The organism is Streptomyces sp. E2N166, from assembly GCF_003671715.1.
GTDB classification, from domain to species: domain Bacteria; phylum Actinomycetota; class Actinomycetes; order Streptomycetales; family Streptomycetaceae; genus Streptomyces; species Streptomyces thinghirensis.
Genome location: NZ_RAIF01000032.1, coordinates 1,303,176 through 1,326,613 on the forward strand (window position 1 = coordinate 1,303,176; position 23,438 = coordinate 1,326,613).

The 23,438-nt window shown below is 72.2% G+C and carries 24 protein-coding genes and 4 pseudogenes; 19 read left to right on the forward strand and 9 right to left on the reverse strand.

Translation table 11 applies throughout. The annotated features are described in order from the left end of the window. Both EBH09_RS39500 and EBH09_RS32770 read left to right on the forward strand, forming a co-directional pair. Window positions 1–192 (forward strand): annotated as a pseudogene (locus EBH09_RS39500) (FUSC family protein); the annotation flags it as partial. After that, complete coding sequence (locus EBH09_RS32770; protein WP_121750464.1) at window positions 189–746, forward strand: MarR family transcriptional regulator; 558 nt, start codon at window positions 189–191, stop codon at window positions 744–746. The pseudogene EBH09_RS39500 and the gene EBH09_RS32770, both read left to right, overlap by 4 nt. Before the next feature lie 46 nt (window positions 747–792). Here the strand turns inward: EBH09_RS32770 and EBH09_RS32775 are convergent, their stop codons facing one another. Then, window positions 793–1,557 carry a VOC family protein gene (locus EBH09_RS32775; RefSeq protein WP_193776653.1) on the reverse strand — a complete coding sequence of 255 codons (765 nt, stop codon included), beginning with the start codon at window positions 1,555–1,557 and terminating at the stop codon, window positions 793–795. Window positions 1,558–1,659: 102 nt separating this feature from the next. After that, window positions 1,660–2,052, reverse strand: a complete 393-nt coding sequence (locus EBH09_RS32780; RefSeq protein WP_121750466.1) for a VOC family protein — start codon at window positions 2,050–2,052, stop codon at window positions 1,660–1,662. A gap of 143 nt (window positions 2,053–2,195) precedes the next feature. On the opposite strand from EBH09_RS32780, the gene EBH09_RS32785 reads away from it, so the two are divergent. Beyond that, a complete protein-coding gene (locus EBH09_RS32785) occupies window positions 2,196–2,735 on the forward strand; it encodes a GNAT family N-acetyltransferase (protein WP_121750467.1) in 540 nt (179 codons plus the stop codon). Window positions 2,736–2,771: 36 nt separating this feature from the next. Here the strand turns inward: EBH09_RS32785 and EBH09_RS32790 are convergent, their stop codons facing one another. Next, entirely contained in the window at window positions 2,772–3,455 is a 684-nt protein-coding gene (locus EBH09_RS32790; RefSeq protein ID WP_121750468.1) for a glycerophosphodiester phosphodiesterase family protein, read from the reverse strand. Window positions 3,456–3,683: 228 nt separating this feature from the next. On the opposite strand from EBH09_RS32790, the gene EBH09_RS32795 reads away from it, so the two are divergent. From EBH09_RS32795 to EBH09_RS32810, 4 genes are all read left to right on the forward strand, one after another. Then, the gene (locus EBH09_RS32795; RefSeq protein ID WP_121750469.1) at window positions 3,684–5,087 is read left to right on the forward strand and encodes a DUF6421 family protein; all 1,404 of its coding nucleotides are present in this window, start codon (window positions 3,684–3,686) and stop codon (window positions 5,085–5,087) included. A 47-nt stretch (window positions 5,088–5,134) separates the two neighbouring features. Further along, a complete protein-coding gene (locus EBH09_RS32800; protein ID WP_121750470.1) occupies window positions 5,135–5,881 on the forward strand; it encodes an SDR family NAD(P)-dependent oxidoreductase in 747 nt (248 codons plus the stop codon). Further along, window positions 5,878–6,948 carry a low specificity L-threonine aldolase gene (locus tag EBH09_RS32805; protein ID WP_121750471.1) on the forward strand — a complete coding sequence of 357 codons (1,071 nt, stop codon included), beginning with the start codon at window positions 5,878–5,880 and terminating at the stop codon, window positions 6,946–6,948. Before EBH09_RS32800 ends, EBH09_RS32805 begins: the two co-directional genes overlap by 4 nt. Window positions 6,949–7,033: 85 nt before the next feature. After that, window positions 7,034–7,606 carry a transglutaminase family protein gene (locus EBH09_RS32810; RefSeq protein WP_193776654.1) on the forward strand — a complete coding sequence of 191 codons (573 nt, stop codon included), beginning with the start codon at window positions 7,034–7,036 and terminating at the stop codon, window positions 7,604–7,606. A gap of 9 nt (window positions 7,607–7,615) precedes the next feature. On the opposite strand, the gene EBH09_RS32815 is transcribed toward EBH09_RS32810, so the two are convergent. Next, on the reverse strand, window positions 7,616–8,344 hold the full coding sequence (locus EBH09_RS32815) for a lysophospholipid acyltransferase family protein (protein ID WP_121750473.1): 729 nt from the start codon (window positions 8,342–8,344) through the stop codon (window positions 7,616–7,618). 372 nt (window positions 8,345–8,716) lie between these two features. Between EBH09_RS32815 and EBH09_RS32820 the strand changes: the two genes are divergently transcribed. The 5 genes from EBH09_RS32820 (at window position 8,717) to EBH09_RS32840 (ending at window position 13,201) form a co-directional block, all read left to right on the forward strand. Continuing rightward, window positions 8,717–9,052 carry a thioredoxin family protein gene (locus EBH09_RS32820; protein ID WP_121751119.1) on the forward strand — a complete coding sequence of 112 codons (336 nt, stop codon included), beginning with the start codon at window positions 8,717–8,719 and terminating at the stop codon, window positions 9,050–9,052. A 145-nt stretch (window positions 9,053–9,197) separates the two neighbouring features. Further along, window positions 9,198–9,707, forward strand: coding sequence for a flavin reductase family protein (locus EBH09_RS32825; protein WP_121750474.1), 510 nt, complete (start codon window positions 9,198–9,200; stop codon window positions 9,705–9,707). A 220-nt stretch (window positions 9,708–9,927) separates the two neighbouring features. Further along, on the forward strand, window positions 9,928–10,716 hold the full coding sequence (locus tag EBH09_RS32830; RefSeq protein ID WP_121750475.1) for an electron transfer flavoprotein subunit beta/FixA family protein: 789 nt from the start codon (window positions 9,928–9,930) through the stop codon (window positions 10,714–10,716). Window positions 10,717–10,771: 55 nt separating this feature from the next. Continuing rightward, window positions 10,772–11,734 (forward strand): electron transfer flavoprotein subunit alpha/FixB family protein, encoded by a 963-nt coding sequence (locus tag EBH09_RS32835; RefSeq protein ID WP_121750476.1) that lies wholly within the window; start codon window positions 10,772–10,774, stop codon window positions 11,732–11,734. A gap of 168 nt (window positions 11,735–11,902) precedes the next feature. Beyond that, window positions 11,903–13,201, forward strand: a complete 1,299-nt coding sequence (locus EBH09_RS32840) for an aldolase/citrate lyase family protein (protein WP_121750477.1) — start codon at window positions 11,903–11,905, stop codon at window positions 13,199–13,201. Here EBH09_RS32840 and EBH09_RS32845 read toward each other — a convergent pair. Together EBH09_RS32845 and EBH09_RS32850 are read right to left on the reverse strand one after the other, a co-directional pair. After that, complete coding sequence (locus tag EBH09_RS32845; RefSeq protein ID WP_193776751.1) at window positions 13,182–13,985, reverse strand: hypothetical protein; 804 nt, start codon at window positions 13,983–13,985, stop codon at window positions 13,182–13,184. The genes EBH09_RS32840 and EBH09_RS32845 overlap by 20 nt on opposite strands. A 100-nt stretch (window positions 13,986–14,085) precedes the next feature. Beyond that, window positions 14,086–15,162 carry a LacI family DNA-binding transcriptional regulator gene (locus EBH09_RS32850; protein WP_193776655.1) on the reverse strand — a complete coding sequence of 359 codons (1,077 nt, stop codon included), beginning with the start codon at window positions 15,160–15,162 and terminating at the stop codon, window positions 14,086–14,088. Between the two features lie 218 nt (window positions 15,163–15,380). On the opposite strand from EBH09_RS32850, the gene EBH09_RS32855 reads away from it, so the two are divergent. The 3 genes from EBH09_RS32855 (at window position 15,381) to EBH09_RS32865 (ending at window position 18,007) form a co-directional block, all read left to right on the forward strand. Further along, window positions 15,381–16,334, forward strand: coding sequence for an ROK family protein (locus EBH09_RS32855; protein WP_121750479.1), 954 nt, complete (start codon window positions 15,381–15,383; stop codon window positions 16,332–16,334). A gap of 279 nt (window positions 16,335–16,613) precedes the next feature. Beyond that, a complete protein-coding gene (locus tag EBH09_RS32860; RefSeq protein ID WP_121750480.1) occupies window positions 16,614–16,808 on the forward strand; it encodes a hypothetical protein in 195 nt (64 codons plus the stop codon). Between the two features lie 155 nt (window positions 16,809–16,963). After that, window positions 16,964–18,007 (forward strand): NUDIX hydrolase, encoded by a 1,044-nt coding sequence (locus EBH09_RS32865; protein WP_121750481.1) that lies wholly within the window; start codon window positions 16,964–16,966, stop codon window positions 18,005–18,007. A 2-nt stretch (window positions 18,008–18,009) separates the two neighbouring features. Here the strand turns inward: EBH09_RS32865 and EBH09_RS32870 are convergent. Then, window positions 18,010–18,716, reverse strand: a pseudogene (locus EBH09_RS32870) (MBL fold metallo-hydrolase). 73 nt (window positions 18,717–18,789) lie between these two features. Continuing rightward, a complete protein-coding gene (locus tag EBH09_RS32875) occupies window positions 18,790–20,145 on the reverse strand; it encodes a dipeptidase (RefSeq protein WP_121750482.1) in 1,356 nt (451 codons plus the stop codon). Window positions 20,146–20,316: 171 nt separating this feature from the next. Between EBH09_RS32875 and EBH09_RS32880 the strand changes: the two genes are divergently transcribed. After that, on the forward strand, window positions 20,317–21,594 hold the full coding sequence (locus EBH09_RS32880; RefSeq protein WP_121750483.1) for a geranylgeranyl reductase family protein: 1,278 nt from the start codon (window positions 20,317–20,319) through the stop codon (window positions 21,592–21,594). Here EBH09_RS32880 and EBH09_RS32885 read toward each other — a convergent pair. Beyond that, window positions 21,584–22,033: a nitroreductase family deazaflavin-dependent oxidoreductase gene (locus EBH09_RS32885; protein ID WP_121750484.1), complete on the reverse strand. Its 450-nt coding sequence runs from the start codon at window positions 22,031–22,033 to the stop codon at window positions 21,584–21,586. The two genes, EBH09_RS32880 and EBH09_RS32885, sit on opposite strands and share 11 nt — an antisense overlap. Window positions 22,034–22,265: 232 nt before the next feature. Between EBH09_RS32885 and EBH09_RS32890 the strand changes: the two genes are divergently transcribed. The 3 genes and pseudogenes from EBH09_RS32890 to EBH09_RS32900 form a co-directional block, all read left to right on the forward strand. Then, the gene (locus EBH09_RS32890) at window positions 22,266–22,967 is read left to right on the forward strand and encodes a TetR/AcrR family transcriptional regulator (RefSeq protein WP_121750485.1); all 702 of its coding nucleotides are present in this window, start codon (window positions 22,266–22,268) and stop codon (window positions 22,965–22,967) included. Between the two features lie 70 nt (window positions 22,968–23,037). Then, window positions 23,038–23,181, forward strand: a pseudogene (locus tag EBH09_RS32895) (hypothetical protein); the annotation flags it as partial. Between the two features lie 2 nt (window positions 23,182–23,183). Continuing rightward, window positions 23,184–23,438, forward strand: a pseudogene (locus EBH09_RS32900) (sensor histidine kinase); the annotation flags it as partial.

Genomic DNA, 23,438 nt, shown 5'->3' on the forward strand with positions numbered 1-23,438 from the left:
GCCGCCGCGCTGACCGACCTGCGGGCCACCGTCGACGCCGCGGCCGGCGAATGGTGGGGGCGCGCCCTGCCCCAGGAGAGGGTCGTGCTCGCCGAGCAGTCCGGACACCGTACGCTCGCCGCAACGGTCCGACGCCAGGCAGCGCGTCCGGACCGTGAAACGGGTACGAGAACGGAGGACGTACGGCCATGACCGCAACCGACGGGGGCTCGGCGACCGGGGGCGACGAGAGAGGCGGACCGGGCGGCGACACCGTCGCCGCGGTCGTACGGCAGTGGCGGGCCGTCCATCCGGAGCTGGACACCGGCCCGATGGAGATCATCGGCCGCATCAACCGCTGCGCCGCCCTCCTCCAGCAGGCCGAGGACGCCCCACTGCGCCGGGCGGGCCTCAGCCGCGCCGAGTTCGACCTGCTCGGCGCGCTGCGCCGCACCGGGCACGAGCTGACCCCCGGCGACCTGGCCCGCGAGACCTTCTCCTCCGGCGCCGCCGTCACCAAGCGCCTCAAGCAGCTCACCGAGCGCGGCCTGGTGGAGCGACGCGGAGACACCCGCGACCGCCGGGTCGCCCACGTCCGCCTCACGGACACCGGGCGCGACCTCGTCGACGGCATCCTGCCCGAACAACTCGCCTACGAGTCCGCCGTCCTCTCCGGCGTCGACGGCCCGGACCAAGGCGAACTGGCGGCGCTCCTCGGCGCTCTGCTGGGCCAGCTGGAGGGCCGCCTGGGCGCGCTGCGGGTGTGACGCTTCGCCGGCCCGGCGGCACCGCGGCCCAGGGACAGAAGCGGTCTCAGCGCTCGTCGCCCGCCCGGTACACGCCGAACATCGCGCCCTGCGGGTCGCGCAGGACCGCGATGCGTGGCCCGTCGGGGGGCGAGGTGGGTTCCATGAGCACGGTGCCGCCGCTGTCGGTCGTGTCGACAGCGGCGGTGTTCACGTCCGCCACCGCGAAGTACGGCAGCCAGTGCGCCGGCACCTCGTGCGGGAACTTCTCGTCCATCGTCACCATGCCGCCGAAGTCCGCCCCACCGATCCCCCACTGCGGGTAGCGGTCGGAGGTGGTGACGGTCCAGCCGAACACCGTGGTGTAGAAGTCGGCGGCCCGGTCGGGCTCCCGGGTCAGCAGTTCCACCCAGCCCAGCGAGCCGGGCGCGTTGAACAGCCCGGCCCCCGGGAAGGAGCGTGCCTCCCACAGTTGGAACACCGCGCCGGTCGGATCGGCGGCCACCACGAAACGGCCCGAGTCGAAGACGTCCGTGGGGCCCTGCGGGACCACCCCGCCGGCCGCCGTCACCTGCCGTACGGCGTCGTCCGCGTCGCGCACGGCGAACGACACGTTCCAGGCGACCGGCTGAGCCGGCTGGTACAGCGGAGCCAGGGCGGCGACCGCCGCGTCGCCGAGGCGCGCGATCGTGTAGCCGCCCGCCTGCTGCCGGGAGTCCGTCTCGGGGCGCCAGCCGAACAGCTTGGTGTAGAACCGCTTGGCCGCTGCCAGATCGCTGGTCCCCAGCTCGGCCCAGCAGGGCCCGCCGGTCACCGGTTCGTGGAGCTTCATCGCGTGGGGCGTCCTTCCGCAGAGCCGCAGACCGTCCGTCCCCCTCCAGCACGCTAAGGCCGGGCCCCGACCGCGGCCATCCGGCACGTACCGCCCGGTGGCTCAGATCCCGGGCCGGTAGCGCAGCGGATGGTCCGCGGGCACCTCCACCAGCACGATCCGCGTGCCGTCCGGGTCCTCGACCCACATCTCCACCAGCCCCCACGGCTCCTGGACCGGCGGCCGGACGATCTCGACGCCCTTCGCGCGCAGCTCGTCGTGGGCCGCGGCAGCGTTCTCGACCTGGAGCCACAGCTTCAGCGCGGGTGAGAGGGGCTTCTCGGAACGGCCGGAGACCTCCAGGAAGCCGCCGCCGAGGAAGTAGACGGTGCCTCGCTCGGGTCCGGTGCCGAACTCCCGGTGGACGGCGAGGCCGAGCTGTTCGCCGTAGAAGGCGCGGGAGCGGTCGGGGTCGGCGGGGCGGAGCAGGATTCGGCTGCTGAGTACATGCACCATGCGTCCCGAGACTACTGGCGGCGTTACTCTCATCGGTGCCCTCGCCGCGCCCGAGAACGAACCCGCGCCCGAGAACGAACCCGCGCCCGAGAACGAACCCGCGCCCGAACAACGACCGTCGAGAACGAACCGGAGACGCTCCCATGGACACCGCCGCCAGCCCACTGACCTACCGCGACGCCACCGCCGCCGACGTGGGCGACATCGTCGCGCTCATAGAGTCCGCGTACCGCGGGGATTCCAGCCGCGCCGGGTGGACCACCGAGGCGGACATCCTCCAGGGGCAGCGCACGGACCCGGAGGGCGTGCTGGAGGTCGTCGGGTCGCCGGACAGCCGGCTGCTGACGGTCGAGCGGGACGGCCGGATCGTGGCCTGCTGCCAGCTGGAGCACCGCGGGGCGCACGCCTACTTCGGGATGTTCGCCGTGAGCCCGGCGCTCCAGGGCGAGGGCCTGGGCAAGACGATCATCGCGGCGGCGGAGCGGTGGGCCCACGAGGCGTGGGGGGTGACGGAGATGCACATGACCGTGATCTCCGTGCGCGAGGATCTCATCGCCTGGTACGAGCGCCGCGGCTACCGCCGTACGGGAGAGATGACCCCGTTCCCGTACGGCGACGAGCGCTTCGGCATTCCGCAGCGCGACGACCTCCAGTTCGAACTGCTGGTCAAGCCGCTGGCCTGACCCGCCTGACCCGCGTGAGCGCGTGCGCCGTGCCGCTCACGCGGTGAAGCGGCCGGTGCGTTTGATCTCCGGGTAGTCGGTCGTCGCGCCGTCCAGGCCGAGCGCCCGCACCAGCCGCAGATGGTCCTGGGTGTTCACCGTCCAGCAGAACACCCGCAGACCCGCTTTGCGGGCCCGCTCCACGATCTCCAGCGTGATCCGGTTGATGTCCAGGCACAGCGTGCCGGCACCGGCCTCGACGGCACGGTCCACGACCTCGGGGCCGTAGTACTGCGCGACCAGAGCGGTCCGCACCCCGGGCACCAGCCGGGCGATCTCCACGATGGCCTCGTCGTGGAACGAGATCACCTCCACCCGGTCCACCAGGTCACGCCGGTGCATCACCTCCGCGAGTGTGCGCGCCGCCGCCGCGTCCTTGATCTCGGCCTGCAACGGCACGGACACGGCGTCCAGCACCTCCTCGAAGACCGGGACGCGCTCCCCGCGGCCCGCGTCCAGCGCCCGCAGCTCCTCGAGGGTCTGCTCGGCGATCGCGCCCGTGCCGTCGGTGGTGCGGTCCACGTCCGCGTCGTGCATGACGACGAGCGCGCCGTCCTTGCTCAGGTGCAGGTCCAGTTCGACGACGTCGAGGCCGGCCTGCTCGGCGGCGACGAAGGAACGCAGGGTGTTCTCGGGTTCGACACCCATCACTCCACGGTGACCGATGGTGAGGAAGTTCAAGGCTCGACTCGCTTCCGTCGACGTCGGCGATGGCAGGGCGGCAGCCTAACGGCCCTGCGGGACCGTTTCCCCTCTGCCGCGCCTGGTATCCGGACTCAGGCATCCCGCAGGAAAAAATGCGGTGAAGGGCAGGGTCGGGCAGGATAATTTACGGAGGCCCCCCTTGCTGGGAGAAACCTCGTATGCATACGGTGTCCTGACGTGAGCTTCTCCCGTGGAGGATGGGACATGACGGAAATTCTTGTGCAGGTGGGTGTGGAGGAGAACATTCCTCCGGCGAGCAGGGTGGTGGAGCACCCGGCGTGGCCCGTCCTCAAGGATGCCGTGGAGCGGATCCGGCCATGGCAGTCCAAGGACGGGGCGATCGACTTCGACGCCGAGGGCGCGCCCGACCGGGCCGCCGCCGAGGACGCCGTACGCCGTGTCGCCGGCGCCGTCGAGGAGCTGTCCCCGCTCCTGCCGCACGACCGCGCCTACCACGAGGCCCTGGTGACGGACCTCGGCCGCTGGGCCGACGGCGGATTCCAGGTGCCCGACTTCCTCGACTCGCTGCTGGCCTTCCAGCCCGCCGCGAGCCGCGCGGACGGCCTCCAGCACCTGGTCGTCTTCCCGATGTACACGCAGAACGGCAACCCGGACCGCAACCTCGAAGCGGTCGTGCTGCGCATGGTCTGGCCCGACTGGCTGGCCGAACTGGAGCGCACCCGCTACGACAACCCGCTCTTCTGCGGCATCACCTTCGAGGACTTCACGGCCGGCTACGACACCAACTCCGCCGTCCTCTTCCCGGAGACCATCGCCGTGCGCGAGGCGCCCGAGCGCTTCTCCTGGGGCGGCATCTTCTGCGACCGCGAGGCCGCCCGCTTCCGCCGCGTCACCGAGGCCGCCGTCGGCATCCTGGGCCTGGAACTGCCCGAGGACGTCGCCGCGATGGTGCACGACCAGAAGCGCTGCGAGGAGGCCTTCGTCCTGTGGGACATGGTCCACGACCGCACTCACAGCCACGGCGACCTGCCCTTCGACCCCTTCATGATCAAGCAACGCCAGCCGTTCTGGATGTACGGCCTGGAAGAGCTGCGCTGCGACCTCACCGCCTTCAGGGAGGCCGTGAAGCTCGCGGACGAGGGCGTCCCGCAGGCCCGTGACGTGCAGTACGCCGTCCTCTTCGACCGTATGTTCCGCTTCCCGGTCACCGGCGAGCGCCAGCGCAACTACGACGGTCTGGGCGGCCAGCTCCTCTTCGCCTACCTCCACAAGCACGACGTCGTGCGCTGGACCGACAACAAGCTCTTCATCGACTGGCAGCGCGCCCCGCAGGTCACCAACCAGCTCTGCGCCGAGATCGAGAAGCTCTACCGCGACGGCATCGACCGCCCGAAGATCGTGCACTGGTTCGCCGGCTACGAGCTGGTCTCCACCTACCTCGCCCCGCACCCGGGCTCGAAGTGGGCCAAGGGCCCCGACGCCCTGGACCTGACGCTCCCGCCGCGCAAGCTCGTCGATGACGTGCTTCCGGACGAGTTTCCGCTGAGCATGTTCTACGAGGCACTGTCCAAGAAGCTCAAGAACGTGATCGCCTCGACCCGGGGCATCACGGCGACGGCGGACAGCGCCGAGCGGGCCGCCGCGTGAGCGACGGCACGGACAGGCAGACACAGCAGGCTCGGGAGGCGAGGACCATGGGGAACGGGACGCTCGACGGCGCGGTGATCGCGGTGGCCGGAGCGGGCGGACCCGCCGGACGGGCCGCGCTGCTGCGGCTCGCCGAGGCGGGTGCGACGGTCGTCGGCTCGGACAACGACCCGCAGCGGCTGGCGGAGGCGGTGGACGCGGCGCGCTACGCGCACGGCGGCGCCACCGTCACCGGCGAGACGGTCGACCTGCTCGACCTGGACTCCACCCGGGTCTGGGCCGACCGTATCGAGAAGGACTTCGGCCGGGTCGACGGCGTGGTCCACCTCGTCGGCGGCTGGCGCGGCAGCCAGACCTTCACCAAGACCGACCTCGGCGACTGGGACCTGCTGGAGAAGCTGCTGATCCGCACCGTCCAGCACACCTCCCTCGCCTTCCACGAGGCGCTCCAGCGCAGCGACCGCGGCCGCTACGTCCTGATCAGCGCCGCGGGCGCGAGCAGCCCCACCGCGGGCAACGCCGCCTATTCGGCCGCGAAGGCCGCCGCCGAGGCGTGGACGCTGGCCATGGCGGACTTCTTCCGCAAGGCGGGGGGCGAGCAGGGCCCGACGTCCGCGGCTGCGATCCTGGTGGTCAAGGCGTTGGTGCACGACGCGATGCGCGCCGAGCGCCCCAACGCGAAGTTCGCGGGCTTCACGGACGTGCGTGACCTCGCCGAGGCCGTCGCCGGAGTCTGGGAGAAGCCCGCCGCGGAAGTGAACGGAAACCGTCTGTGGCTGACCGAGAAGCCGTGAACCCCCCGAAGACCGACGCGCGTCGCCACCACGACCCCGAGGTCCGCGGTTTCGCCAGTGACAACTACGCCGGCGCGCACCCCGAGGTGCTCGCCGCCCTGGCGCTGGCCAACGGCGGGCACCAGGTCGCGTACGGCGAGGACGAGTACACCGAGAACCTCCAGCGTGTGATCCGCAGCCACTTCGGCTCCTCGGCCGAGGCGTTCCCGGTCTTCAACGGCACCGGCGCCAACGTCGTCGCGCTCCAGGCGGTCACCGACCGCTGGGGCGCGGTGATCTGCGCCGAGAGCGCGCACATCAACGTCGACGAGGGCGGCGCCCCCGAGCGCATGGGCGGCCTGAAGCTGCTCACCGTCCCCACCCCCGACGGCAAGCTCACGCCCGACCTGATCGACCGGCAGGCGTACGGCTGGGACGACGAGCATCGCGCGATGCCGCAGGTCGTCTCGATCACCCAGAGCACCGAGCTGGGCACGCTCTACACGCCCGACGAGATCCGGGCCATCTGCGAGCACGCCCACGCGCACGGCATGAAGGTGCACCTGGACGGCTCCCGGATAGCCAACGCCGCCGCCTCCCTGGACGTCCCGATGCGGACGTTCACCAACGCGGTGGGCGTCGACCTCCTGTCCCTCGGCGGCACCAAGAACGGCGCCATGTTCGGTGAGGCGGTCGTGGTCCTCAACCAGGACGCCGTGCGCCACATGAAGCACCTGCGCAAGCTGTCGATGCAGCTCGCGTCCAAGATGCGCTTCGTGTCGGTGCAGCTGGAGGCGCTGCTCGCCAAGGACCTGTGGCTGCGCAACGCCCGGCACGGCAACGAGATGGCCCAGCGCCTGGCCGAGGGGGTGCGCGCCGTGCACGGCGTGGAGATCCTCTATCCGGTGCAGGCCAACGCGGTCTTCGCCCGCCTGCCGCACGAGGTGAGCGAGCGCCTGCAGAAGCGGTTCCGCTTCTACTTCTGGGACGAGGCCGCAGGCGACGTGCGCTGGATGTGCGCCTTCGACACCACCGAGGACGACGTCGACGCGTTCGTCGCCGCCCTCAAGGAGGAGATGGCGCGCTGACGGCCCCGCCTCGGCAATGCATAGGTATGCGGTCACCTGAAAAGTCATTGACTGATGGGTGATCGCTTTCCTATGCTCTGCGGGCATGGAGCTGATCCAGAGAACCCCTGACCTGTCCGCCTACCTGGCCGCCGACGAGGTAATCGACCACGACCATCCACGCGTACGGGAGGTGGCCGGAGGGCTCGCCAAGGAGGCGGAGGACTCGTATGCCTATGCGCGGCTGGCCTTCGAGTTCGTGCGCGACACCATCCCGCACTCGCAGGACTCCGGCGACCCCCGCGTCACCTGGCGCGCCTCCGACGTCCTGGAGCAGCGCACCGGCATCTGCTACGCCAAGGCCCACGCGCTGACCGCGCTGCTGCGGGCCGAGGACATCCCGACCGCCCTGTGCTACCAGCGGTTCGACGTGGTGCACGGGCTGGTCGCCGTGCGGTTCGACGGTGCCTGGCACCGGCAGGACCCACGCGGCAATAGACCCGGCGTGAACGCGCAGTTCTCCCTGGGGCGGGAACAGCTGGCCTTCACGCCGGACACCGCGGCCGGCGAGGCGGACTACCCGGACCTGTACGCCGCGCCGCATCCGGCCGTGGTGGACGTGCTGAAGGCGGCCGCCGACCGGCCGCACCTGTGGGCGACGCTGCCGCCCGCCCTGTGACGCGCTCGGTCAGCGCGCCTGGGCCGTGCGCAGCTGCTCCTGCGTCGGGGCGGTGCCGCCGAGATGGGCCGGCATCCACCAGGTGTCGTCCGCTCCCTTGGGGCGCACCGGGTAGGCGCGCTGCGCGGCCTCCAACAGCTCCTGCACCCGCTCGCGCAGCCGGCGGGTAATGGCGCCCGCGTACTGCTCGCGGGAGGCCTCCATGGCCTCGCCGACCCGGATCGTGATCGGGATGTGGCTGCGCTTGAAGTTGCGCGGGTGTCCCTTGGTCCACAGCCGCTGTGTGCCCCACAGCGCCATCGGGATCAGCGGGACGCCCGCCTCCTGCGCCAGGCGGGCGGCGCCCGACTTGAAGCTCTTCAGCGTGAACGACTCGGAGATCGTGGCCTCCGGGAAGACTCCGACGATTTCGCCGGACCGCAGCGAGTCCAGGGCGTGCGCGTACGCGGCCTCGCCCTGCTTGCGGTCCACCGGGATGTGCTTCATGTTGCGCATCAGTGGCCCGGAGACCCGGTGCCGGAAGACCGACTCCTTCGCCATGAAGCGCACCAGCCGCTTCTGGGGCAGCGCCGCCAGGCCGTCGAAGATGAAGTCCAGGTAGCTGATGTGGTTGCTCACCAGCACGGCGCCGCCCGAGCGCGGGATGTTCTCCGAACCCTGGCAGTCGATCTTGAGGTCCCACACCTTGAACAGGGTGCGGGCGAGACCGATGGCCGGGCGGTAGGCGAGTTCTGCCATGGGCGGGTCGGACCCTTCCTTGTCAGCCTGGGAAGGGGGCTCCCAGTCGAAAGTTACGCAGCCGTAGGTTTACGGCTTGTCGCAGATCGTGCCCCAAGAACGGCCTGTGTACCAGCCTTGGTGCCCACCCGCGGCGAGATCCTCATCACTTCGTCTGCCGTTTCGTGGCCGAAACGCGGCGTGAGCCGGGAATCTCCGGCGTCCCGCGAACGCTGTACCTGGGGACGACCGGACTGGCGGCGCGCGGGTCACGCGCGCCGAGGAGTGCCGCGACGGCGGCGGAACAGGAGCGAACGGGTGCGCGAGCAGGGCGACGGCGGGCGACTCGACACCTCCGGCCCGCGGCCCGATGTCTCCGGCCCCCGGCTCGACATCACCGGCCCCCGGCTCGACACCTCCGGCCCCCGGCTCGACGCGGCCGATCTGGGCGCGGAGCTCGGCGCGCGCGCCACGCTCGTGCAGTTCTCCAGCGCCTTCTGTGCCCCCTGTCGGGCCACCCGGCGGGTGCTCGGTGACGTGGCCGGCCTGGTCCCCGGCGTCGCCCACGTCGAGATCGACGCCGAGGCCCGGCTGGAGCTCGTCCGCGCACTCGACGTACTGAAGACGCCGACCGTGCTGGTCCTCGACGCCGGCGGCCGCGTCGTGCGGCGCGCCGTCGGGCAGCCGCGCAAGGCGGACGTGATCGCCGCACTGGGCGAGGCGGTGTGACCACCGCCACGTCACCGGTGAGGCGTTCTCCACAGCCCCACATCCCGGGACGTATTTGACTGTGTGTGCCACCCGTCGTCAGCCTGCCCGTAGGCCCTCGCTCCCCGCTCCCCGGACCGAGGCGCAACGCAGAAGGACACCCCGTATGACGGTCACCCCCGACGTCGCCGCGCCGCGGCTCGCCACCGCCGACCTGCTGCGGTCCGCCTTCCGGCGGCACGCGGCGGGAGTCGCCGTGATCACCGCCCGCGGTGACGCCGGCCCGGTCGGTTTCACGGCCACCTCCCTCACCTCCGTCTCCGCCGAGCCGCCGCTGCTGTCGTTCGGCATCGGCACCGGCTCGTCGAGCTGGCCCGCGGTGTCCGAGGCCGAGTACGTCGGCGTCCACCTGCTCGGCGACCACCAGGAGGACCTGGCGGCCACCTTCGCCCGCAGCGGCGCCGACCGTTTCGCGGCACCGACCGCCTGGTGCGAGGGGCCCGAGGGCGTGCCCGTGCTGGACGGCGTCCTCTGCTGGCTCGTGTGCCGCGTCGCCGGCCGCGTACCCGCGGGGGACCATCGCATCGTGCTGGCGGAGGTTCTCCTCGGCGACCCCACGGGTGCCGGCAGTCCACTGCTGTACCACCAGGGGCGTTACAACGGTCTGCGAGACTGACCGGTCACCGGGGGCGTTTCCGTGGAGCCGTCGGGTTCCGGTTACGCTGCGTTGCGAAGGTCACAGTTCAAAGCGCTTGCTTAGCGGGAAAGAACTGGATGTACTGACGAGTAATATTCCGGGCGGAGCGCGGGTCGCCCCGACCGGGATCGGCCGCTTGGGGCGCCTATGCTGCCTGCAAGAGGCAGCACTGAAATGTCGACGCAGTAGGAGAGCCGGCGTGAGCTTGAGGATCGTTGTCACTGTGAAGTACGTGCCCGACGCCACTGGCGACCGGCACTTCGCCGATGACCTGACCGTCGACCGGGACGACGTGGACGGTCTGCTCTCCGAGCTGGACGAGTACGCGGTCGAGCAGGCGCTGCAGATCTCGGAGAACTCCGACGACGACGTGGAGATCACCGTCCTGACGGTGGGGCCGGAGGACGCGAAGGACGCGCTGCGCAAGGCGCTGTCCATGGGCGCGGACAAGGCGATCCACGTCGAGGACGACGACCTGCACGGCACCGACGCCATCGGCACCTCCCTGGTCCTGGCCAAGGCCGTCGAGAAGGCCGGCTACGACCTGGTCATCTCCGGCATGGCCTCCACCGACGGCACCATGGGCGTCGTGCCGGCGCTGCTCGCGGAGCGCCTGGGCGTGCCGCAGGTGACGCTGCTGTCCGAGGTCTCCGTCGAGGACGGCACCGTGAAGGGCCGCCGTGACGGCGACTCCGCCACGGAGCAGCTGGAGGCGTCGCTGCCGGCCGTCGTGTCGGTCACCGACCAGTCGGGCGAGGCGCGTTACCCCTCCTTCAAGGGCATCATGGCGGCCAAGAAGAAGCCGGTGGAGTCCTGGGACCTGTCCGACCTCGACATCGACGAGGACGAGGTCGGTCTCGAGAACGCCTACACCAAGGTCGACTCCGCGGCCGAGCGCCCGGCGCGCACCGCGGGCACGATCGTCAAGGACGAGGGCGAGGGCGGCAAGCAGCTCGCCGAGTTCCTCGCGGGCCAGAAGTTCATCTGAGCCCCGGATTCGCCGACCGCCCCTCACATCTCGCAAGCAGGAGAGAAGAAGTCCCATGGCTGAAGTTCTCGTCTACGTCGATCACGTGGACGGTGCCGTCCGCAAGCCCACCCTGGAGCTGCTGACCCTCGCCCGCCGCATCGGCGAGCCGGTCGCCGTGGCCCTCGGCAGCGGCGCCGCCGACACCGCCGCCACCCTCGCCGAGCACGGCGCGGTCAAGGTCCTCACCCACGAGGCCGCCGAGTACGCCGACTACCTGGTCGTACCGAAGGTGGACGCCCTCCAGGCCGCCCACGAGGCCGTCTCCCCGGCCGCCGTGCTGGTCCCGTCCTCCGCCGAGGGCAAGGAGATCGCGGCCCGTCTGGCGCTGCGCCTGGGCTCCGGGATCATCACCGACGCCGTCGACCTGGAGGCCGGCGACGAGGGCCCGGTGGCCACGCAGTCGGTGTTCGCCGCCGCCTTCACCACCAAGTCCCGCGTTTCCAAGGGCACCCCGGTCATCACGGTCAAGCCGAACAGCGCCGCCGTCGAGCCGGCCCCGGCCGCCGGTGCGGTCGAGGCCCTGTCGGTGTCCTTCTCCGCCCAGGCGACCGGCACCAAGGTCACCGCGCGCACGCCGCGTGAGTCGACCGGCCGTCCGGAGCTGACCGAGGCCGCGATCGTCGTCTCCGGCGGCCGTGGCGTCAACGGCGCGGAGAACTTCGCCATCATCGAGGCGCTCGCCGACTCGCTCGGCGCGGCCGTCGGCGCCTCGCGTGCCGCGGTGGACGCCGGCTGGTACCCGCACACCAACCAGGTCGGCCAGACCGGCAAGTCCGTGTCGCCGCAGCTGTACATCGCCTCCGGCATCTCGGGCGCGATCCAGCACCGCGCCGGCATGCAGACCTCGAAGACGATCGTGGCGATCAACAAGGACGCCGAGGCCCCGATCTTCGACCTGGTCGACTACGGCGTGGTCGGTGACCTCTTCGACGTCGTCCCGCAGCTGACCGAGGAGGTCAAGACCCGCAAGGGCTGACCTCCGCTCGCAGCACCTGCCCGCACCTGCCGAGGCCCCCGCGACCGTCCTTCCTGGTCGCGGGGGCCTCGGCGTCTGCGCAGGATGGTGTTGACCGGCGAGAGACCGGCAGATAACTTCGCTCTACGGATTATTGATTCCGTTCAGCGGAAAACAGGAGGGTGTGGGATGGGTCAGCAGGAGAAGGTGGCGACGAGTCTCGCGGGCGGCGTCGGCGAGGAGATCAGTGCCTCCCTCGCGCCGGTCGACGCGGAGCTGGAGCGCCTCTACCCCGGAGACCCGGGCACCCGGCAGCCCGTCCACACCGTCTACGTACCCGGTGACGTCTTCGCCGCCGACACGATCCGCTCGTGGGGCGACCAGGCGCTCGCCGCGCTCGACGAACACGCCCCCGACGCCGCCTCCCTCGCCGCCGCCCTCGGCCTCACCGACGACCTCGCCGAGCCCGTGTACACCCGTGTGCGCGCCAAGCTGGAGCGCGAGCCGATCGAGGACCTCCGCGTCGACTTCGAGGACGGCTACGGCAACCGCACGGACGCCGAGGAGGACGAGGCCGCCGCCCGCGCGGCCCGGCTGATCGCCGAGGCGTACCAGCAGGGCACGGCGGCCCCGTACATGGGCATCCGTATGAAGTGCATGGAGGCCCCGGTGCGCGCCCGTGGCATCCGCACGCTCGACGTCTTCCTCAGCGGCCTGATGGAAGCCGGCGGCCTGCCCGACGGGCTGGTCCTCACCCTGCCGAAGGTGACCTACCCCGAGCAGGTCACCGCCATGGTGCGGCTCCTGGAGGCGTTCGAGAAGGCGCGCGGCCTGGAGCCCGGCCGGATCGGCTTCGAGATCCAGGTCGAGACCAGCCAGTCCATCCTGGCGGCCGACGGCACCGCCGCCGTCGCCCGCATGATCCAGGCCGCCGAGGGCCGCGCCACCGGACTGCACTACGGCACCTTCGACTACAGCGCCTGCCTCGGCGTCTCCGCCGCGTACCAGGCCAGCGACCACCCGGCCGCCGACCACGCCAAGGCGATCATGCAGGTCGCCGCCGCCGGCACCGGCGTACGCGTCTCCGACGGCTCCACCAACGTCCTGCCGGTCGGCCCCACCGCCAAGGTCCACGACGCCTGGCGCCTGCACTTCGGCCTCACCCGCCGCGCCCTCGCCCGCGCCTACTACCAGGGCTGGGACATGCACCCCGGCCACATCCCCACCCGGTACGCGGCGGTCTTCGCCTTCTACCGCGAGGGCTTCGAGCAGGCCGCCGCCCGCCTCGCCCGCTACGCCAACCACACCGGCGGCGACGTCATGGACGAGCCCGCCACCGCGAAGGCCCTCAGCGGTTACCTGCTGCGCGGCCTGGACTGCGGCGCCCTCGACATCGGCGAGGTCGCCCGGCTGACCGGCCTGACCCGCGCCGATCTGGAGGGCTTCTCGTCCCCGCGGCGCGGCGACCTCACGGCATCGGCGCAGTAGGCGGCGGCTGAGTGCGGGGGAGGGGCTCGCCGGCCCGGCCGGAGCGCACGTACCGCTCCAGGCCGGACGTGGTCACCCGCCGCTCCTCGGCGAACAGCCGCGTCCCCCGCGCGCACAGCCGCCGGTCGGCCCGCGCCCGCGCGCAGAACTCCTCGGGCGTAGCCCCGAACAGCTCTCGCAGCCGGGCCGACCCCTGGAGCAGCTCCGTGATCAGGACGCGCTGGTCGCCCGGGTGCCGGCGCGGTGCCCCGGTGCCGTCGCGCAGGACGCCGTGGCGGTTGACGTAGGCGTACGCGCCGCGCAGCACCGTGCCGTCCAGGCCCGCCGGCTCGACACGAACGTCGGGTGCCGGGAGCCAGACGCGGTCGAAGTTGCCGGACGCCATCGGCACGCCCTCGCTCGCGTCGATCACGGCCAGCTGCTCGGCGTCGAGCCAGAGAACGAACAGCTCCCGTACGACGCCCGGGGCGCCCACCGGCGAGGCGGAGACGTAGCCCATGCGGCTCACATGCGCGGACACACCGATGTCGACGCCGGTGACCCTCGTCCTGACCATCGGGATCGGCGAGTCGATCCCGAACTCGGCCATCTTGTGCCGCAGCTGGCCCGGGCTGGCGTTGGAACCGATCGCGAGCACCGGAACCCGGCCGTCCCGGTCCTCGTGGACCGGCTCGTCCAGCGGCAGCAGCCGGTCCCCGTCCAGCAGCCCCGACTCCCGGGGCCACGCGCCCGGGTACAGCAGCGGCTCCTCCCGAGGCACTTCCGCCAGTCCGAGCGCCCGCAACGTCCGGTCCTCGCCGGTCGGGCGTGCGGGCGCGCGGCCGCTCTCCGGGGGCCGGGGCGGCTGAGCAGGGCCCCGCTTCAGTGGCTCAGACACGGGCCGCTCAGTCCGCCGGCGGCAGCTCGCCCGAGCCCCGGGTGACCAGCCTGGTCGGCAGTTCGATGCGGTCGGGTGCGATCAGGGTGCCGTCCAGCTGCCTGAAGAGCCGCTCGGCGGCGGTGCGGCCGAGGGCCGCCGCGTCCTGGGCGACCACGGTGACGCCCGGCTGCAGCAGGTCGGCCAGCTCGATGTCGTCGAAGCCGACCAGGGCGACGCCGCGCGCGTGCTCGGCGAGGACGCGGATCACGGTGACCGTCACCCGGTTGTTGCCGGTGAAGATCGCGGTGACCGGGTGCGGGTCGGTGAGCATCTCCTCGGCCGCCCGGCGTACCCGCACGGGGTCGGTGACGCCCAGGGACATCCAGGAGTCCTTCACCGGTATGCCGGCGTCCTCCATGGCGGCCCGGTAGCCGCGCAGCCGCTCGGCGGCGGTGTGGATGCGGGGCATGTCGCCGATGAAGCCGATCCTGCGGTGTCCGTGCGCGATGAGGTGTGCCACGCCGTCGCGGGCGCCGCCGAAGTTGTCGGACACCACCACGTCGGCGTCGATCTGCCCCGCCGGGCGGTCCACGAACACCGTGGCAACACCCGCCTTCAGCTCCGGCTCCAGATACCGGTGGTCGTCCCCGGCGGGAATCACCACCAGCCCGTCCACGCGCCGCGCGCACAGCGCCAGCACCAGCTCCTGCTCGCGGTCCGGGTCCTCCGCGCTGGACCCGTTGATCAGCAGGGCGCCGTGGGCGCGGGCCACCTCCTCCACGGCACGGCTGAGTGGCCCGTAGAAGGGGTCGGCGAGGTCCTCCAGGACGAGGCCGATGCTGGCCGTGCGCCCCTTGCGGAGCACCCGCGCGCTGTCGTTGCGGCGGAAACCGAGCGCGTCGATGGCCTCCTGGACGCGGCGTTCGGTCTCCGGGGTGACGCCCGGCTCCCCGTTGACCACCCGGGAGACGGTCTTGAGACCGACCCCGGCCCGGGCGGCGACGTCCTTCATGGTCGGGCGATTGCCGTAACGGTTCCCGGGGAGGCGGTCTGCGCGGCGGGGCGTGTCGGGCACGATGCGGTGTCCTGTCCTGTCGTCCACGGGAGTGCGTCGGCTCCTGTCGTCCACGGGGGATGCGTCGGTCATGCGTTTGTATGAGGATGTGGCGTCGAGCATAGAGCCTGGACAACGTTGTCAGATGCGGGTGACACTGTCCATCGCACTCTCCGGTCCTCGTCCCCACCGTCGGGCCGGTTCGCTGTGTGTTCTTGTGTTCGTCATTTTTGCTTTTTTCGGTCCGACGGGGAGATCCGACTCTGATGCACACCGACCTCGTGGCAGCGCTGGACATCGGCGGCACCAAGATCGCCGGGGCGCTGGTGGACGGCCACGGCCGCATCCAGGCGCGCGCGCAGCGCGCCACGCCCGCCCGGGAGCACGGCGACACCGTGATGCGGGCCGTCGAGGCGGTGCTCGGGGAACTGGCCGCGTCGCCGCTGTGGGGGCGGGTGACGGCCGTCGGCATCGGCAGCGCCGGACCGGTGGACGCCTCCGCCGGCACCGTCAGCCCGGTGAACGTGCCCGGCTGGCGTGACTACCCGCTCGTCCGGCGGGTCCGCGCCGCCGCCGGTGACCTGCCCGTCGAGCTGATCGGCGACGGAGTGGCCATCACGGCGGCCGAACACTGGCAGGGCGCGGCCCGCGGCCACGACAACGCGCTGTGCATGGTGGTCTCGACGGGCGTCGGCGGCGGTCTGGTCCTGGGCGGCAGGCTGCACCCCGGCCCGACCGGCAACGCGGGCCACATCGGCCACATCAGCGTGGACCTGGACGGCGATCCGTGCCCGTGCGGTGCGCGCGGCTGCGTGGAGCGCATAGCGAGCGGCCCCAACATCGCGCGGCGCGCCCTCGACGCCGGCTGGCGCCCCGGCCCGGACGGCGACACCTCCGCCGCCGCGGTCGCCGCCGCGGCCCGCCTGGGCGACCCGGTCGCCGTGGCGTCCTTCGAACGGGCCGCGCAGGCACTGGCCGCCGGTATCGCCGCCACCGCGACCCTCGTCGAGATCGACATCGCCGTGGTCGGCGGGGGCGTCGGCAAGGCGGGCGACGTGCTCTTCGCTCCCCTGCGCAAGGCCCTGACCGACTACGCGACCCTGTCCTTCGTGCGGCGCCTGGCCGTCGTGCCCGCCCAGATGGGCACGGACGCGGGGCTGGTGGGGGCGGCCGCGGCGGCACTCACGAGGACGGCGGGAGCCACGCCGGCACGGGTCTGAGCCGCGGGCGGCTGCGCGCGGGGTGCGCGCGGGTGCGTCGATACGTGGCCGGCGGCCCGAGCACGGGGATACGGACACGGGAGCACGAGGGCGGGAGTAGGCGCACAGAACACCCTGGCCCGACAGGCGGAAGTCCGGCAGGGCAGAAGTCCGGCAGGCAGAAGTCGGGCAGGCGTGACCCGGCCGGGCCCGGGGCGCTGAGCGGGGACCATGGGGTCCATTCCGCCGCTCCCGGGCCCGCACCCGTGACCCCGACGCCGTCGGGCAGTTGAAGCAGGCATGAAGAAGCGCAGCATGCTCGCCATCGCGTCCCTCGCCACCGGATTCGTCGTCGCGGCCGTCAGCCCCTCCCACGCCGCCCCGGCCGACCTCCCGCTCAACCTCGACGTGGAGGACACCGTCAGCACCGTCCAGGACACCGTCGCCGTCGACAGCCTGGACGTGGACGACGACGCCCTCGGGCGGCTGGGCTGACGCACACCGCCCGTCACGCGACACCCGGCTCACACGGCGCCGGCGTCCCTCCCCCGGGGACGCCGGCGCCGCTGTCGTGCGCCCTCAACTGGGCCTGGTTTCCGTGGCAGGGTGAAGCGGGCAAGCCACAGGGGGCCAACAGAAGAGGGGGACCTGTGACCGTCGTCTGGATCAACGGCGCGTTCGGTGCGGGGAAGACCACCACCGCCCGGGAACTGATCGAACTGATCCCGAACAGCACACTCTTCGACCCCGAGGTCATCGGCGGCGCACTCGCACACCTGCTGCCGCCCAAACGCCTCGCCGAGGTCGGCGACTTCCAGGACCTGCCGATCTGGCGCCGTCTGGTGACCGACACGGCGGCCGCGATGCTCGCCGAGCTCGGTGGGACCCTCGTGGTCCCCATGACCCTGCTGCGGCAGGAGTACCGCGACGAGATCTTCGGCGGTCTCGCCGCCCGCCGGATCGCGGTCCGGCACGTCCTGCTCGCTCCGGCGGAAACGATCCTGCGGGAGCGCATAGCCGACCGCGGGATACCGGAGGACCTGCCCGACGGCGAGCTACGCGTACGCCAGTGGTCCTACGACCACATCGAGCCGTACCGCGCCGCCCTGGCCGCCTGGCTGACCGCCGACGCCCACCCGATCGACACCGGCGCGCTCACCCCGTACGAGGCCGCCGCCCGGATCGCCGAGGCCGTCGGCACCGGCGCCGTACCGGTCTGCGACATCGTGCAGACTCCCGAGCCCACCGCCGAGACCCTCGCCGCCGGCGTCCTGCTCTTCGACGAGCAGGACCGGGTGCTGCTCGTGGACCCCACCTACAAGCCCGGCTGGGAGTTCCCCGGCGGTGTCGTCGAACCCGGCGAGGCCCCCGCCCGTGCCGGGATGCGCGAGGTCGCCGAGGAGACCGGGATCCGCCTCGCGGACGTACCCGCCCTGCTGGTCGTCGACTGGGAATCGCCCGTGCCCCCCGGCTACGGCGGACTGCGGCTGCTCTTCGACGGCGGCCGGCTCGACTCCGCGGACGCCGCCCGCGTGCTGCTGCCCGGCCCCGAACTGCGCGACTGGCGCTTCGTCAGCGAGGACGAGGCCGCCGGCCTGCTGCCCCCGGTCCGCTACGAGCGGCTGCGCTGGGCCCTGCGGGCCCGGGAACGCGGCGCGGCACTGTACCTGGAGGCGGGCACCCCCGTCGGCTGACGTCAGCCGACCGCCCCGTAGGTCCGCGCCGATGCCCGGAGCGCCTCCGCGGCCCCGCCGGTCACCGGATCGCCGTGACCGAAGCAGGCCACGTCCGTGTCGAGGTCGGCCAACCGCCCGAAGGAGCCGACGGCCCGGTCCCGGTCGACGTTGAACACACCGAGCATGACGTTGCCGTCGACCGGCGACGCGGCGACGGCGTCCCCCGTGAACAGCACGCCGTGCCGCGGGAGATGGAGCCCGATGCTGCCGTCCGTGTGGCCCGGGGCGTGGACGACGCGCGCCCCGCCGCCGAAGTCCAGGACATCGCCGTCGGACACCTCGGTCACCCGCGCCGGCCGGTCGAATCCGCCCCGCGGGAGCCCCGCCGTACGGCGTCCGCGTGCAGCGGGCGCTCCCAGTCCTCGAACGCGGGCGGCGGACCCGGCACCTCACCCCGCACGACCGGCGCTTCCTGGGCGTGCGCCACCACCTCGGCCCCGGTGAGCGCCGCGGCCTCCTGGGCCCCGCCCGCGTGATCCTCGTGGAAGTGGGTGAGGACTACCCGCCGTACGCGTCCGAGAGCCCCGGCCGAGGCGGCGATGCGCTCGCCCGACCCGGCCGGCCCGGCGTCGACCAGCGTCAGGTCGTCGCCGTCGCGCCAGAGGTAGGCCTGGCCGACCGGGAAGCGCAGCAGGTGCAGGCGGGGGAGGAGCTCGATGACGTCCATGGCACGACCGTAGGCAGGGCCCCGCCGGGTGGCGAGAGTCCTCTGCCGACGGCAGAACCGGAGCGCCTCGGGTTCAGCTCGCCGCGTAGTTGCGCAGGAACAGCGCCTCCGCGACCGACAGCCGCTCGAGCTCCTCGGGGGACACGCTCTCGTTCACGGCGTGGATCTGCGCCTCCGGCTCGCTCAGGCCGATCAGCAGGATCTCCGCCTGCGGGTACAGCGCGGCCAGGGTGTTGCACAGCGGGATGGAGCCGCCCTGACCGGCGTACTGCATCTCCTCGCCGGGATACGCCACCGCCATCGCGTCCGCCATGGCCTGGTACGCCGGACTGGTGGTGTCGGCACGGAACGCCTGGCCCTGACCGATCTGCTCCACGCCGACCCGGGCACCCCACGGCGTACGCGCCTCCAGGTGGGCCTGGAGCAGCTTGGTGGCCTCGGCGGCGTCCACGCCCGGGGGCACCCGCAGACTGACCAGCGCGCGGGCGCCCGCCTGCACCGACGGGGTCGCGCCGACGACCGGCGGGCAGTCGATGCCGAGCACCGTGACGGCCGGGCGTGCCCAGATCCGGTCGGCGACCGAGCCGGAACCGATCAGCTCCACACCGTCCAGCACCCGGGCGTCCCGGCGGAACTGCTCCTCGTCGTACGCCAGACCCTCCCACCGGCTGTCCGCCGCCAGCCCGTCGACGGTCGTCGAACCGTCCTCTGCGCGCAGCGAGTCCAGTACGCGGATCAGGGCGGCCAGCGCGTCGGGGGCCGCGCCGCCGAACTGGCCCGAGTGCAGGTTGCCCTCGAGCGTGTCGACCCGCACGCGGACGAGGGTCATGCCGCGCAGCGTCGAGGTGACCGTCGGCAGCCCGGCCCGGAAGTTGCCCGCGTCGCCGATGACGATGGTGTCCGCGGAGAGCAGGTCGGGGTGCTGCTCGGCGTACCGCTCCAGGCCGCCCGTGCCCTGCTCCTCCGAACCCTCGGCGATCACCTTGACGTGCACCGGGACGCCACCGTTCGCCTTCAGCGCGCGCAGGGCGAGCAGGTGCATGAGCACGCCGCCCTTGCAGTCGGCCGCGCCGCGCCCGTACCAGCGGCCGTCGCGCTCGGTGAGTTCGAACGGCGGAGTGACCCAGCCGGCCTCGTCCAGCGGCGGCTGCACGTCGTAGTGGGCGTAGAGCAGCACCGTCTTGGCGCCCTCGGGCCCGGGCAGGTACCCGTACACCGACTGGGTGCCGTCCGGTGTGTCGAGCAGGTCCACGTCCTGGAAGCCCTCGGCGCGCAGTGCGGCCGCTATCCAGTTGGCCGCGCCCACGCTCTCGCTGCGCGGGAACTGGTCGAAGTCCGCCACCGATTTGAAGGCCACCAGCGCGGTGAGTTCCTCCTTGGCCCTGGGCATCAGGGAGGAGACGGTCTCGGCGACCGGATTCGACGACATGGGCACGCTCCTTGTGGGTGCGACGTTGTACCGAGGAGTACGCGGAGTACAGGAGTACGACGAGTACTGGGATTGGTAGGCCCGATCCTCCCACAGTGGCCTGCGGCGATGCCCGCCGTAGGATGCGGGGGTCAGGTGCGGCATGCGGTTTGTTGGGAGCAGTAGACCATCGTGAGCAGCGAGAACTCTTCGGCGGACGACGCGCGTCAGGTCTGGGACGTGGTCGTGGTGGGCGCGGGACCCGCGGGGGCCTCGGCCGCCTATGCGGCGGCGGTCGCGGGGCGGCGCGTGCTGTTGCTGGAGAAGGCGGACCTGCCCCGCTACAAAACGTGCGGCGGCGGCATCATCGGTCCCTCGCGCGACACCCTCCCACCCGGCTTCGAACTGCCCTTCCGGGACCGTGTGCACGCGGTGACGTTCTCGAACAACGGGCGGTTCACCCGGACGAGGCGCTCCCGGCAGATGCTGTTCGGGCTCGTCAACCGGCCCGAGTTCGACCAGCAACTCGTCGAGCACGCCCAGAAGGCGGGCGCCGAACTGCGCACCGGGGCGACGGTGGCACGGGTGGAGCAGCACGGGTCGGCGGTGCCGGACCGGCGCACGGTCGCCGTCGTCCTCCAGGGCGGAGAGACGGTGCTCGCGCGGGCCGTCGTCGGCGCGGACGGCAGCGCCAGCCGGATAGGGGCGCACGTCGGGGTCAAGCTCGACCAGGTCGACCTCGGCCTGGAGGCGGAGATCCCGGTGCCGGAGACGGTCGCCGAGGACTGGAAGGGTCGGGTCCTCATCGACTGGGGGCCGATGCCCGGCAGTTACGGCTGGGTCTTCCCCAAGGGCGACACGCTGACCGTGGGTGTGATCTCGGCGCGCGGCGAGGGCGCGGCGACCAAGCGGTACCTGGAGGACTTCGTCGGCCGGCTCGGCCTCGCCGGCTTCGAACCGAGCATCTCCTCCGGCCATCTGACGCGCTGCCGTGCCGACGACTCACCGCTGTCGCGCGGCCGGGTCCTGGTCTGCGGGGACGCGGCGGGGCTTCTGGAGCCGTGGACGCGAGAGGGGATCTCCTTCGCGCTGCGCTCGGGCAGGCTCGCGGGGGAGTGGGCGGTGCGGATCTCCGAGGCGCACGACGCCGTCGACGCGCGCAAGCAGGCCCTGAACTACGCCTTTGCCATCAAGGCCGGGCTCGGCGTCGAGATGAGCGTCGGCAAGCGGATGCTGGCCGTGTTCGAGCGCCGGCCGGGGCTCTTCCACGCGGCGCTGACCGGATTCCGTCCGGCCTGGAAGGCGTTCAAGGACATCACGCAGGGCTCGACCTCGCTGGGTGAGCTGGTCCGCGGCCATCCGCTGGCGCAGCGGGCACTCGCGGCGATCGACCGCCGGCCCGCGGGCGCGGAGGGGGCGGTGGGCGCGCCGGGCACCGCGAACCCCGCCGGTGACGAGGTCACTTCCTGATCTCGATCCGGAACACCGGGTGGTCGGGTGCGATGCGGTGCAGCTCGGTCTCGGAGGAGTCGGGGCCAACGCCGTTGAAGAAGACTCCCACCTCCGCCTTCCAGCGCTTGAGGTAGGCGCGCAGGATCGGCGGCTTGTCGTCGTCGCCGACCTCGGTGGCGGTGAACGCTTCCACGTGCTTGCCGAGGTGCAGTTCGCCGCCGCCGGCCGCGCGCATGTTGTGCGTCCACTGGACGTGGCCGCGCGGAGCCACCAGGTACTGCCGCCCGTCGACGGTCAGCAGGTTCACGGGCGTGGTGCGCCACTGGCCGCTCTTGCGGCCGCGCACCGCGAGGACGCGTGAACCCCAGACGCTGAGGCCGCGGCGGGTCAGCCAGGCCACGGTGCGGTTGAGGACGTTGACGGTGAGCCAGCCGGGCTTCTGGACGTGCGTGGACATGGGGCCCCCAGGGTTGCTCGAAGGATGAGGGAGAGCGTCGCTCGCTTTTGTGAGCAGTGCTCTCGCTTGGTGGTAAGTCTGCACGAGAGCGGTGCTTCGGAGCAAGAGCGGCGCTCCGATTTGTGAGCGGCGCTCTCGAACGCGATCGTTGCTCCGAAGTGTGAGCGGCGATCGCTCATGAGATCGCTGATCTGAATTGCGTGCACTGCTCTCCTTTTGGCACACTGCTCGCATGAGCACCGCACAAGGCGCCAAGGGAGCCCGCGCCCGCGCCCGGATCGAGGTCACCGCCGCCATCAAGGACGAGGCGCGCGGACAGCTCGCGGCGGAAGGTGCCGCCAAGCTCTCGCTGCGGGCCGTGGCCCGCGAGCTGGGCATGGCGTCCTCCGCCCTCTACCGCTACTTCCCCAGCCGCGACGACCTCCTGACCGCCCTCATCATCGACGCCTACAACTCGCTCGGCGAGGCCGCCGAGGCGGCACGCGACACGGCGGCCGACGCAGGACACGTCCGCCGCTGGACCGTGGTGTGCGAGGCGGTGCGCGCGTGGGCGCTGGCACATCCCCACGAGTACGCGCTGATCTACGGTTCGCCGGTGCCCGGCTACACCGCGCCCGACGACACCATCCCGGCCGCCGCCCGGGTGGCCTACGTGTTCACGGGCATCGTGCGCGACGCACACCAGGGTCCGGGCCTCGCCAAGCCGCCGTTGCCCGCCGAACTGCGACCCGAGGCCCATCGGATGGCGGCGGAATTCGCCCCCGACCTGCCACCGGAGACGGTGGCGGCGTTCGTGGCCGCCTGGGCCGAGTTGTTCGGGCTGGTCGGATTCGAGCTGTTCGGGCAGTTCAACCGGGTCGTGGAGGACCGGGAGACGTTCTTCCGCCACGCGGCGGAGCGGCTCGCCCACGGGGTGGGTCTGGTCTTCCCTTAGCGCGGGCGGACCGCGAGGCGGGGACCCCGGGTATCAGGAGACCTCGGCGTTCCGCCGCGAGGAGCGCGCCGCGGGGCACGCCCAGCCGGAGGCCGTCGTCGGGGCGACCCGCGCCGCCGGGCGGACGGTCGTCTTCAACGGCGTCACGGTCGCGGTCTCGCTGTGCGCGCTGCTGGTGTTCCCGGTCTTCTTCCTCAGTTCGTTCGCGTACGCGCGCTCCGCACCCCCGGAGACGCGCCCCGCTCGCCGGCCCCCGGGCTGGACCGGCTTCCCGAACTGGTCGAGCAGGCGGCGAGCGCCGGTCTCACCGTCGAGGTCGAAGGCAAGCCGTCGCGGCTGTCGCCCGGTACCGACCTGGCCGCGTTCCGCATCGTCCAGGAGGCCCTCACCAACGTCGTACGGCACTCGGGTTCGCGGCACGCGCGCGTGCGCCTCGGCCGGGACGGCGGCACACTGCGGCTGCGCGTCGAC

Coding starts and splice junctions, on each gene's coding strand:
- EBH09_RS32875 (WP_121750482.1), bottom strand. CDS start 20,145: ATGTCGTCGAATCCGGTCGCCGAGACCGTCTCCTCCCTGATGCCCAGG.
- EBH09_RS32835 (WP_121750476.1), top strand. CDS start 10,772: ATGGCTGAAGTTCTCGTCTACGTCGATCACGTGGACGGTGCCGTCCGC.
- EBH09_RS32785 (WP_121750467.1), top strand. CDS start 2,196: ATGGACACCGCCGCCAGCCCACTGACCTACCGCGACGCCACCGCCGCC.
- EBH09_RS32885 (WP_121750484.1), bottom strand. CDS start 22,033: ATGTCCACGCACGTCCAGAAGCCCGGCTGGCTCACCGTCAACGTCCTC.
- EBH09_RS32860 (WP_121750480.1), top strand. CDS start 16,614: ATGAAGAAGCGCAGCATGCTCGCCATCGCGTCCCTCGCCACCGGATTC.
- EBH09_RS32825 (WP_121750474.1), top strand. CDS start 9,198: ATGACGGTCACCCCCGACGTCGCCGCGCCGCGGCTCGCCACCGCCGAC.
- EBH09_RS32770 (WP_121750464.1), top strand. CDS start 189: ATGACCGCAACCGACGGGGGCTCGGCGACCGGGGGCGACGAGAGAGGC.
- EBH09_RS32840 (WP_121750477.1), top strand. CDS start 11,903: ATGGGTCAGCAGGAGAAGGTGGCGACGAGTCTCGCGGGCGGCGTCGGC.
- EBH09_RS32795 (WP_121750469.1), top strand. CDS start 3,684: ATGACGGAAATTCTTGTGCAGGTGGGTGTGGAGGAGAACATTCCTCCG.
- EBH09_RS32800 (WP_121750470.1), top strand. CDS start 5,135: ATGGGGAACGGGACGCTCGACGGCGCGGTGATCGCGGTGGCCGGAGCG.
- EBH09_RS32780 (WP_121750466.1), bottom strand. CDS start 2,052: ATGGTGCATGTACTCAGCAGCCGAATCCTGCTCCGCCCCGCCGACCCC.
- EBH09_RS32815 (WP_121750473.1), bottom strand. CDS start 8,344: ATGGCAGAACTCGCCTACCGCCCGGCCATCGGTCTCGCCCGCACCCTG.
- EBH09_RS32775 (WP_193776653.1), bottom strand. CDS start 1,557: ATGAAGCTCCACGAACCGGTGACCGGCGGGCCCTGCTGGGCCGAGCTG.
- EBH09_RS32810 (WP_193776654.1), top strand. CDS start 7,034: ATGGAGCTGATCCAGAGAACCCCTGACCTGTCCGCCTACCTGGCCGCC.
- EBH09_RS32855 (WP_121750479.1), top strand. CDS start 15,381: ATGCACACCGACCTCGTGGCAGCGCTGGACATCGGCGGCACCAAGATC.
- EBH09_RS32890 (WP_121750485.1), top strand. CDS start 22,266: ATGAGCACCGCACAAGGCGCCAAGGGAGCCCGCGCCCGCGCCCGGATC.